This is a genomic window from Subtercola sp. RTI3, assembly GCF_035018625.1.
Classification (GTDB): Bacteria; Actinomycetota; Actinomycetes; order Actinomycetales; family Microbacteriaceae; genus Subtercola; species Subtercola vilae.
Map to the genome: position 1 here is coordinate 32,314 of NZ_JASJXO010000034.1, position 10,506 is coordinate 42,819.

Below are 10,506 nucleotides of genomic sequence, written 5' to 3' on the forward strand. Positions count from 1 at the left end.
CACCTGGCTGATTCAGACATTCAGCTCACTGAACGGGCCCCCAGAACGGGCCCGCATCGCACCGACACTAACCGAATCGTTTCTCACTGATGCCTCGCACTCTCACCATCGCCACGCGCGGAAGCGCTCTGGCGCTCGCCCAGACGGGCATGATCGCCGCTGAGTTGACCCGTTTGACCGGTGTCAACGTGGTCATCACGGTCGTGACGACCGAAGGTGACACTTCGCGGGCGTCTCTGTCGAGCATCGGTGGCACCGGCGTGTTCGCGAGTGCGCTGCGGGCGGCACTCGTCGCGGGTGAGTGCGATCTCGTCGTTCACTCGCTCAAAGACCTGCCCACGGCGGCGTACCCGGGCCTCGTGCTCGGTGCGGTTCCGGGCCGCGAAGACCCGCGCGACGCCCTCATCACGCGGGATGGCCTGACCCTCGCCGAGTTGCCGGAAGGCGCCACGATCGGCACGGGGTCGCCCCGACGCGTCGCCCAGCTGCTGAGTCTGAGGCCAGATGCCACTGTTGTCGACATTAGAGGTAATGTCGACACCAGGCTGGCAAAGGTGTCGAGCGGGGAATTAGACGCTGTGGTGCTTGCTGCCGCGGGGCTGACCAGGCTGGGCAGGCTCGATGCTGTCTCCGAATTCTTCGATCTCGCACTGTGGCCGACCGCTCCCGGCCAGGGTGCACTGGCCATCGAAGCGCGCGAGGAGGACAGCATTCCCGAACTGGCACTCATCCAGCATCCCGCCACTCGTATTTCGATCGCCGCCGAACGTGCGGTGCTTGCGGCTCTCGAGGCAGGGTGTACGGCACCCATCGGCGCCTCGGCTGCCATCGACGGCGACACGCTGACCCTCACCGCCGTGGTGTACAGCGCAGACGGGTCGAGCGAACTCGGCAGCACGAATTCGGTGAAGCTCCCGGCCGGTTTCTTTGTCTCCGGTGCCGCCGCAGACTCCGGTGCCGCCGCAGAGTCCGGTGCCGAGGCAGACGCCCTCGCGGTGGGCCTCGGAACAGACATCGCCCTGCAGCTTCTGAGCGACGGCGCTGGCGAGCTCGCCGAGTTGGGAGCGGCCTCGTGAGCGACAGCACAACGGGCCCCACCACCACGAAGCCGCTCGCCGGTTGGCGCGTGCTCGTTCCGCGCGGCGGGCCCTGGGGCCACGGCGTCGCCTCCGACCTTCGCGCCATGGGTGCTGCGCCCACGGTCGCCCCGCTCATCAACTTCGCGCCCACCGAAGACTCTGCTGCGCTCGAGAACGCTCTCGAACGACTCGCCACGGGGGCCTTCGACTGGTTGACCGTGACGAGCGCCACCACGGTAGACGTGCTTTCTGCGCATCAGGCGACGGTTCCGGCATCCACTCGTATTGCCGCAGTCGGCGAGACCACCGCTGCTGCGCTCACGCTGGCGGGGTACAAGGTCGACCTCGTGCCGCTCGAAGACAACTCGGCCACCGGGCTACTGAGCGAGATGAAGCAGTTCGAAGAAGCCGGGGCATCGCTTCGCATTCTCACCCTGCGCAGCGCGCTCGCGAAGCCCGTGCTCAGTAACGGCCTCATCAAGCGAGGCCATTCGGTCGAATCGGTCATCGCCTATCGCACCATCGGAGTGCCGGTCGACCCCACCATCAAGGCCGACATCGCGGCAGGCCTCTATCGCGCCATTCTCGTGACCTCCGGCAGCGTTGCCGAGCAGGTCGAGCTGCAGCTCGGGCCGGTTCCGGTGTCGACCATCGTCGCGTGCATTGGGCCGGTGACGGCCCAGGATGCCCGCTCCTACGGCCTCCGCGTCGACCTGATCGCCGCCGAACGCTCGTCGGTATCGCTCATCAACGCCCTTGTCGAAACGGCTCGCGCCTCTCTGTAGCCTCGCGGGCCGTGACGCGATGGGCATGGATCGACTCTGCCCGTCCCCAATAGGTGCTTACAGCCCTTGCACACGCGTAGGGTTTAAGGCATGAACGTTCGCCCGCGCCGCCTTCGCGCTACTCCCGCCATGCGCCGACTGGTTGCCGAGACCCGGCTGAACCCGGCCGACCTCGTACTGCCGCTGTTCGTGCGCGAGGGCAGCGAGCCGCGCCCGCTGAATTCGATGCCCGGTATCCTGCAGCACACCACTGAGAGCGTGCGCGCGGCCGTGAACGAGGCCGCCGACCTGGGGCTCGGTGGCGTGATGCTGTTCGGTGTTCCCGACGCCAAAGACGCGGTGGGTTCGGGGGCCACCGACTACGACGGCATTCTGAACCAGGCCACGCGTGTGGTGGTCGCCGAGGTGGGCGATGCGCTCGTGGTGCAGACCGATCTGTGCCTCGACGAGTTCACCGACCACGGCCACTGCGGTGTTCTCGACGCTGACGGGCGGGTCGACAATGACGCCACCCTGCTGCGCTACCGCGACATGGCCATTGCCCAGGCCGAATCGGGCTCAGAGCTGCTGGGGCTCTCGGGAATGATGGATGGCCAGGTGGCCGCTGTGCGCGATGCTCTCGATTCCCAGGGGTTCGAGAACACGGCGATTCTCGCGTACTCGGCCAAGTACGCCTCAGCGTTCTACGGCCCGTTCCGCGAGGCGGTCGGGTCGACTCTGCGTGGCGACCGCAAGACCTACCAGCAAGACCCGGCCAACCGCCGCGAGGGCCTGCACGAGACCATGCTCGACCTCGAGCAGGGCGCCGACATCGTCATGGTGAAGCCGGCCATGAGTTACCTCGACGTTCTGGCCGACGTGGCCGCCATGTCGCCGGTTCCGGTGTGGGCCTACCAGGTGTCGGGCGAGTACGCGATGATCGAAGCCGCGGCAGCGAACGGCTGGATCGATCGTGAACGAGCCATCTTCGAGTCGGTGACGAGCATCCGTCGCGCCGGAGCAGACGTCGTGCTCACGTACTACGCGCCCGAGATCGCCCGAACCCTGCGCGAGCAGCCGTAGTTTTCGAGCAGCCCCAGTTTTCGAGCAGCCGTAGTTTTGAGAGAGGCCACCACCGTGTCTGAGTCTGACGTTCTGTTCGCCCGCGCGAGCCTGTCGATCCCGGGGGGCGTGAACTCGCCGGTGCGGGCGTTCCGCTCGGTGGGCGGCACTCCGCGGTTCATGGTGAAGGCGTCGGGGGCGCACGTGACCGACGCCGACGGGGTCGAATACGTCGACCTCGTGAACTCATGGGGGCCGGCCATTCTGGGGCACGCGCACCCCGAGGTGATTCAGGCGGTTCAGGATGCCGCGGCCAGGGGCCTCTCGTTCGGGGCCAGCACCCCTGGCGAGACCGAACTGGCCGAGGCCATTCGTTTGCGCGTCACGGCGGGCGGGCTCTCACCGGTTGAGAAGGTTCGGCTGGTCTCCACCGGAACCGAGGCCACCATGACGGCCATCCGTCTCGCCCGCGGGTTCACCGGGCGTGACCTGCTGGTGAAGTTCGCCGGGCACTACCACGGGCACTCCGACTCGCTGCTGGCCGAGGCCGGTTCGGGTCTGGCGACGCTGGCGCTGCCCGGTTCGGCAGGGGTGACGGCGGCGACCGCCGCGCAGACACTCGTGCTGCCGTACAACGACCTCGACGCCGTGCGCGAGGTGTTCGCCGCCTACCCCGGTCAGATCGCCGCGTTCATCACCGAGGCCGCTGCCGCGAACATGGGGGTCGTGGCGCCCGACCCCGGGTTCAATGCTGCGCTGGCCGGTATCGCGCACGAGAACGGTGCGTTGCTGATCGTCGACGAGGTGCTCACGGGGTTCCGTGTGAGCGCCGCCGGGTGGTGGGGGCTCGAGGTGGGCGGGGGCAGTGTCACAGGCAGCGCGGATGCCCGTGACCTCGGTGCCGACCTGGCCTACCAGCCCGACCTCTTCACCTTCGGCAAGGTTGTCGGCGGCGGGATGCCCCTGGCGGCCCTCGGCGGGCGGGCAGACATCATGGACTACCTGGCCCCTCTCGGCCCGGTCTACCAGGCGGGAACACTGAGCGGCAACCCGGTGGCTGTGGCCGCGGGCCTTGCGACACTGAGGCTCGCCGATGCTTCGGTGTACGCCACGCTCGACAGTGCGGCATCCATCGTCTCGGCCGCCGTTTCAGAGGCGCTGAGTGCCGAAGGCGTTGCGCACACGGTGCAGCGCGCCGGCAACCTGTTCAGCTTCGCGTTCGGCGAGTGGCAGAGCGGGCGCGCCTTCGCTGGCCCCCGAACGTACGCCGAGGTTCAGCAGCAGCAGTCGTTCCGGTACGCGCCGTTCTTCCATCACATGCTCGACGCCGGTGTCTCACTGCCGCCGTCGGTGTTCGAGGCCTGGTTCGTGTCGGCTGCCTACGACGACGCGGCTCTCGAGCGCATCGTGTCTGCCCTTCCGGGCGCGGCTCGCGCCGCTGCCGCGGTTTCACCGGCAGACTAGGGGCATGTCAGTTCTGTTCGTGCATCCCGATCGCCTCGAGATCAGGTTGACGCGAGCCGAGAAGATCATGGCGCTGAGGCGCAGCGACATCGAGGTGCCGCTCGAGAACATCCGGGCCGCCGTGCTCACCGACGACCCGTGGGTGTGGGTGCGCGGCATCCGGGCTCCCGGAACGGCCGTGCCGCTGACGCTCGCCATCGGGTCGTGGAAGTACCACGACGGCAAAGACTTTCTGCTCATCAAAGGCACGCGTACGTCGGTGGTGATCGACCTCGAGAACTCGGAGTTCTCGCGCATCATCGTGACGACGAAGCACTCGCTCACGCTGCTGCGCGCCCTCCGCCTGCCGCCGCTCGAGGCCGCCGACCCCACCGCGATCGCCGCAGACTAGCTCTACCCGGTACCCGCCGCCCCTTTTTGCCGGCGGGGTGCGCGGGTCAGGCGCGCACGTCGACGACGGTGCGACCGCGAACCGAGCCGGCGAGGATGCGAGAGCCCGCGCCGGCCGGGCCGAGCACGTCGGTGAGGCCGATGGTGTTGGTCATCGAGTCGAGCAGGGCCGGGTCGAGCTCGGCGGCGAGGGCGGCCCAGGCTTCTTCGCGAAGGGCAATGGGTGCTTCGACAGAGTTCGCGCCCGTGAGCGTCACCCCGCGCAGAATGAACGGCATCACGGAGAGCGGCAGGTCGGCGCCCTGGGCGAGCCCGCAGCTCACGACGGAGCCGCCGTAGTTCGTCTGGGCGACGATGTTCGCAAGCGTCGTGCTGCCCACCGAGTCGATGGCGCCGGCCCAGCGCTGCTTCTGCAGCGGCTTGCCCGGGTCGGCCAGTTCTGAGCGGTTGAGCAGGGTGGTGGCTCCGAGGCTCCGCAGGTAGTCGCCTTCGGTGTCTGCCCGCCCGGTCGAGGCGGTGACGCTGTAGCCGCGCCCGGCGAGCAGCGCGATGGCGACCGAGCCCACGCCGCCGGCGGCTCCGGTGACGAGAATCTCGCCCGACGACGGCTGGATGCCCAGCTTCTCGAGTGCGAGCACTCCGATCATCGCGGTGAAGCCGGCGGTGCCGATGGCGGCCGCCCGCTTGGCGGTGAGCCCTGCGGGCAGCTTCACGAGGGCATCCGGGCGCACCCGCGCGCGTTCAGAGAAGCCTCCGAAGAACTTCTCGCCGATGCCATCGCCGTTCAGGATGACGTGGTCTCCGGGTGCGAACCGGGCACTGGCCTGGCTGGTTGCGCCGCCCTCGTCGACCGAAACGACGGTGCCCACGAGGTCGATGCCGGGGATGAGCGGAAAGCTGCGCACGACCCCGCGCGACCCGGCGAGGGCCAGCCCGTCTTTGTAGTTGACGCTCGAATATTCGACGGCGATGGTCACGGCACCGGGTTGCAGAAAGTCGTCGTCGACGGTTCGCAGTTCGGCGGTGCCCGGCTCTGCAGGCGTGTCTTCGGTGACCACAATGCTTCTGAACATGCCAAAAGCCTACGCCGCGAAAGGGCTCAGGTGACGTCGCGCCGCCAGCTTGTGAAGAAGCCCAGAAAGCTCGCCGCGACGGCGTAGGCGAGCAAGACGAGCGCACCCTGCCACCAGTCGAGTCCCACAACGGTCGGCGCTGTGAGCGAGTAGAAGCTGGAGCCGACGAGGGCGTCGCTGGCCGACCCGGGGAGATACTGCCCGATCTGGGCGGTGACGTCGGTGAGGCCCGAGGCGAAGCGCAGGATGGGTTCGACGAACTGGGTGAACGCCAGCACGATGACGATGGCCGCCACCTGGCTGGGAATGAGGACGCCGAGGCCGACTCCGACCGAGCACCAGAGGGCCATGGCGAGAACGGCTCGGCCGGCCAGCGCCCAGATGGCGGGGTCGGTGAGCCGGGCATCCTGTGAGAACAGGGCCATGACACCCGAACCGGCGCCGATGGAGGAGGCCATTGCGAGAACGCCGAACAGCCCGCCGAACACGGTGAGGGCAACGAGCTTGGCGACGAGGATGCGGCCGCGGCGGGGCATCGCCAGAAAAGTGGGGGTCAGGGTTTTGTGCCGAAACTCCGACGTGGTGACAAGGGCGCCGAGCAGCACGGGAAACACGTAGCCGATCGACGAACCGAAGCTGTAGATGAGCGGTGCGCGCTGGGCATCGGTGATCTGCGGGCCGCGGCTGCCGCCCACTGAAGCCAGAATGGCGGTGAGGCCGCCGGCGACGAGGGCTACATAGACGATCATGATGAGGGCGAGCATCCACCAGAGCCGTGTGGTGGTGATCTTGGTGAACTCGGCATGGATGGCGTGGCCGAGCTGGCGCACGGGTTGCTCGCTCACAGGGCTCCCTCTTCGCCGACGAGCGCGAGAAACGAGTCTTCGAGGCCGGTGCGTTTCTGCGAGAGCGAGCTGAGGGTGACTCCGGCGTCGAAGGCGGTGCGTCCGACAGCCTCGGCATCAGCGTTCTCTACGATGACGCCTCCTCGCAGGCTGCTGAAGTGGTAGCCGGCGGCGGTGAGGGCCAGCTGTAGGGCGACGCGGTCGGGGGCATCCACAATCACCTGCCGGGTTTCGGTCATGTCGAGGCTGGCGAGTGAGCCACGGTGGATGAGGGTGCCGTGCGCGATGATGACGACCTCGTCGACGCTCTGCTGCACCTCTGAGAGAAGGTGTGAGCTCACGAGAATGGTGCGGCCTTCGGCGGCGAGCTGGCGAAGAAACAGGCGGATCCACCGGATGCCCTCCGGGTCTAACCCGTTGATGGGCTCGTCGAGCACCAGCACACTCGGGTCGCCCAGCAGTGCGCTCGCGAGGCCGAGTCGTTGCCTCATGCCGAGGGAGTAGCCCCCGACGCGGCGCGAGCCGTACTGTTCGAGCCCGACCTGCTCGAGAACGACGCCCACGCGCTGGCGGGGTAGGCCAGCGGCCTGGGCATAGACGCGCAGGTGGTCTGCGGCTGTGCGCCCCGGGTGAAAACTTGCGGCCTCGAGCGCGGAACCCACCGTGCTCAGCGGGTGCGCGAGCGAGCGGTACGAGACGCCGCCGAAGGTGGCGGTGCCCGAGGTGGGCGCCACGAGCCCGAGCAGCATGCGCAGGGTTGTGGTCTTGCCGGCGCCGTTGGGGCCCAGAAAACCGGTGATCTGCCCTGGTTCGACGGTGAACGACAGGTCTGACACGGCGTCGACGGAGCCGGAACCCGAGCCGAAGCGCTTCGTCAAGTGGGTGAATTCGATGGTGACGCCGGCGGGCATCAGGTTCCTCTCGGTGCACGACAGGGTGAAACTGCGAACACATCGCGTGCGGGTGGGTGCCTCCACCTTAGGGGGTGGGGGCTCCTCGGCGCACGGTCGGGAGGGCGCGACTGCCTGGACTCAGCCGAGGGTGTCCGCCCGGTGTTTTCGCGGCGTGTTTGCCATACGGTTGGAGCATGGCAGGCAGTGTGCTCGAAAAGATCGGCATCGCACCCCGTAGCCCGCTCGCTCCGGGTCGGCGGCGGGTGTCTCTGCCGCGGCTTCTCGACAACCTGTACTTCTTTCTGGGGGCTGTGGCGGCGGCCTGGCTCGCCTACCTCGTCTTCACCGAATCGTTCAGCCGAGGGCTGCAGTATGTGTGGTTTCTGCTGGTGTTCTGGGTGTTGCTGGCGTATCTGCTGCTGCCGCGCATCCACAGCATGCTGACTCTCATCTATGTGCCCGACTACTTCATCGGCCGCGCCCGCACGCACGAGGGGCTGCTGGGCGACCCGGTGAACCTGGCGCTGTTCGGCGCTGAGGCGCAGCTGCACACGGCGATGCTCGCGGCAGGCTGGCACCGGGCCGACGAGGTGGGTTTTCGCAGTTCTCTGCGCATCGTGACGTCGACGCTCTTTCGCCGCAGCTACTCTGATGCGCCGGTCAGCCCGCTCTACTTGTTCGGCACCATTCAAGACTTCACGTACCAGCAGGAGGTGGCGGGCAACCCTGCAAAACGTCACCACGTGCGCTTCTGGAAGACGCCAGAGGGCTGGCTGCTTCCCGGCGGGCATTCGGCCGAATGGATGGCCGCGGGAACGTACGACCGCAACGTGGGTCTCTCGCTCTTCACTCTGCAGGTGACCCATCGCATCGAACGCGAGACCGACAAAGAGCGCGACCACATCGTGAACTCCATCGAGCAGGCCAACCCCGCCGCGTCGGTGAGCGTGATTCGCAACTTCTCGACCGGCTACCACGCTGTCAACGGCGGTGGAGATGCCATCACCACAGACGGCGATCTGCCCGTGATCACGCTGACCGCACTCGACGTGTCGCCAGAGGGCGCCGCCGGGGCCGCCGAGGTCGATGATGCTGTGCTGCCGGCTGATGCCTCGCTGCTCGGCCAGGCCGTGGTGCAGAATGCTCGAAACACCGCGGCATCGAACCGGGTGAAGCGGCCCATCTCGATCTACCTGAGCTATCTGCTGATGATCGCCCGCGGTGTGATCGGTCTGGGGTCGGTCATTTCGCTGATCACAACGTGGGCCGACTCAGTGGCGACGATTCGCATCGACCTGCCGTCGGGTAGTGACATCACGAGCGACCAGCTCGCGAACATCGTGCTGTGGATCGTCGTCGGCGCAGCCGCCTCCGCCTTCCTCGGCTACCTGCTTCTGGCGCAGCTGATGTTCTGGGGGTTCAACTGGGCGCGGTTCGTTGCCATGACGCTGAGCCTGGTGGCTGTCGCTCTTGTTGCTGCCGACTTCATCACCACGGGCATCGGCGTCACGCTCGCCACGGGTCTGGTGAACCTCAGCTTCGACATTCTCGTGCTGTTCGCGCTCTCGAGCTCAGATGCGCGCGTCTTCGTGCGGGAGCGCCGCGATCGCCGGCGTGCTCGGCGTGCGCTCGCTCGTCGGGTGCAGGCTGCATGAAGGCACAGCCTCGGCCGCGCAGGCTGGGCAGATGACCAGCTGTTCGCGACAGGCGAGGTCGTGGCAATTCTGCATTTCGCTGGTGGATGCACCACAGCGGTAACACGCACCAATCGTTTTCGCGTCAGACGTGAATTCGAGCGACAGCCGGTTGTCGAACACATACAGCGAGCCCTGCCAGAGCCCGCTGTCGCCGAACGTCTCGCCGTAGCGGGCGATGCCACCGTCGAGTTGAAAGACGTTCTCGAACCCTCGCGACACCATCAGTGACGAGAGCACCTCGCACCTGATGCCGCCGGTGCAGTAGGTGACGACGGGCTTCGACTTCAGGTGGTCGTACTTGCCACTGTCGAGTTCGGCAACGAAATCGCGGGTGGTGGCGACATCGGGAACGACTGCTCCGTCGAAGCGACCGATTTCGGCCTCGAAACCGTTGCGCCCGTCGAAGAACACGACGTCTTCGCCATCGAGTTTCTTCGCCTCTACCAGGGTGTGCAGTTCATGGGGTGAGAGTTTGGTGCCGCCGCCCACGACACCCTGATCGTCCACGACCAGCTCGCCGGGAGCGCCGAAACTGACGATCTCGTCGCGCACCTTTACGCTCAGGCGGGGGAAATCGGGGGAGAAGCCGTGCGGTGCCTGAGTGGTCGCGGTAGCAGGGTCGAGGGGGGTGCCTTCGCTCCACTTCACGTCAAGGTTCTTGAACGCTGGGTAGTCGCGGGTCTTGCGAAGGTACTTCTTCACTGCATCGAGTTCGCCGCCGAGAGTGCCGTTGATGCCGTGCTGCGACAGCAGGATGCGCCCGCGAAGCCCCAAACTCTCGCACAGGTCGCGCTGCCATAACCGCAGGGCATCGGGGTCGGCTAGTGGCGCAAAAACGTAATACAGAATGATCTTCGAAACGGCCACCCCACGATTTTAGTCGCGGTAAAGCGGCTGTCTTACCCATGGTGGTAGCGGTGCCGTGGGCAAGGGTCCGCGTCGTCTGGATCTGATTTGACTGCATGGTCGTGGGGTTTGTTCCCAGTCAATGCTTTTCGGTGGGATCAAAACCGGGACGCCGTTCTGCATGGCGAGTTTCCACTCAGAGGAATGCACATGTGTGTGGTGGAAGTGGCACAGCAGCGCCCCGTTATCGATATCTGTACGCCCGGGAGCATACGTTTGGTGTTTCCAGTCATCAACATGGTGGCTTTCGCACCACGACGGGCCGCGGTCGCAGCCCGGCCACACACACCCACCATCCCGTGCGGCCATAGCGGCCCGTTGCGCGGTCGTGAA

10 protein-coding genes are annotated in these 10,506 nt (G+C 66.8%); 6 read left to right on the plus strand and 4 right to left on the minus strand.

All coding sequences use genetic code 11. From position 1 onward, the window contains the following. Positions 1-89 precede the first annotated feature (89 nt). From hemC to QN358_RS12725, 5 genes are all read left to right on the plus strand, one after another. Complete coding sequence (gene hemC / locus QN358_RS12705) at positions 90-1,076, plus strand: hydroxymethylbilane synthase (RefSeq protein WP_323512604.1); 987 nt, start codon at positions 90-92, stop codon at positions 1,074-1,076. Next, complete coding sequence (locus QN358_RS12710; RefSeq protein ID WP_136642962.1) at positions 1,073-1,864, plus strand: uroporphyrinogen-III synthase; 792 nt, start codon at positions 1,073-1,075, stop codon at positions 1,862-1,864. Before hemC ends, QN358_RS12710 begins: the two co-directional genes overlap by 4 nt. 90 nt (positions 1,865-1,954) lie before the next feature. Beyond that, positions 1,955-2,926, plus strand: coding sequence for a porphobilinogen synthase (gene hemB, locus QN358_RS12715; protein ID WP_136642963.1), 972 nt, complete (start codon positions 1,955-1,957; stop codon positions 2,924-2,926). Between the two features lie 54 nt (positions 2,927-2,980). Then, a complete protein-coding gene (hemL, locus tag QN358_RS12720) occupies positions 2,981-4,369 on the plus strand; it encodes a glutamate-1-semialdehyde 2,1-aminomutase (RefSeq protein WP_323512605.1) in 1,389 nt (462 codons plus the stop codon). 4 nt (positions 4,370-4,373) lie between these two features. Further along, positions 4,374-4,760, plus strand: coding sequence for a hypothetical protein (locus tag QN358_RS12725; protein ID WP_136642965.1), 387 nt, complete (start codon positions 4,374-4,376; stop codon positions 4,758-4,760). Positions 4,761-4,806: 46 nt separating this feature from the next. Here the strand turns inward: QN358_RS12725 and QN358_RS12730 are convergent, their stop codons facing one another. The 3 genes from QN358_RS12730 to QN358_RS12740 are packed head-to-tail and all read right to left on the minus strand — an operon-like array spanning position 4,807 to position 7,588. Beyond that, positions 4,807-5,832 carry an MDR family oxidoreductase gene (locus tag QN358_RS12730; protein ID WP_323512606.1) on the minus strand — a complete coding sequence of 342 codons (1,026 nt, stop codon included), beginning with the start codon at positions 5,830-5,832 and terminating at the stop codon, positions 4,807-4,809. 26 nt (positions 5,833-5,858) lie between these two features. Then, positions 5,859-6,677, minus strand: a complete 819-nt coding sequence (locus QN358_RS12735; RefSeq protein ID WP_323512607.1) for an ABC transporter permease — start codon at positions 6,675-6,677, stop codon at positions 5,859-5,861. Further along, on the minus strand, positions 6,674-7,588 hold the full coding sequence (locus QN358_RS12740) for an ABC transporter ATP-binding protein (RefSeq protein WP_136642967.1): 915 nt from the start codon (positions 7,586-7,588) through the stop codon (positions 6,674-6,676). The genes QN358_RS12735 and QN358_RS12740 overlap by 4 nt, the downstream gene beginning before the upstream one ends. 176 nt (positions 7,589-7,764) lie before the next feature. Here QN358_RS12740 and QN358_RS12745 point away from each other — a divergent pair, with 176 nt between their 5' ends. Next, positions 7,765-9,225: an LssY C-terminal domain-containing protein gene (locus QN358_RS12745; RefSeq protein ID WP_323512608.1), complete on the plus strand. Its 1,461-nt coding sequence runs from the start codon at positions 7,765-7,767 to the stop codon at positions 9,223-9,225. Here QN358_RS12745 and QN358_RS12750 read toward each other — a convergent pair. Then, positions 9,142-10,134 carry a rhodanese-related sulfurtransferase gene (locus QN358_RS12750; RefSeq protein WP_323512609.1) on the minus strand — a complete coding sequence of 331 codons (993 nt, stop codon included), beginning with the start codon at positions 10,132-10,134 and terminating at the stop codon, positions 9,142-9,144. The genes QN358_RS12745 and QN358_RS12750 overlap by 84 nt on opposite strands. Positions 10,135-10,506: the final 372 nt, after the last annotated feature.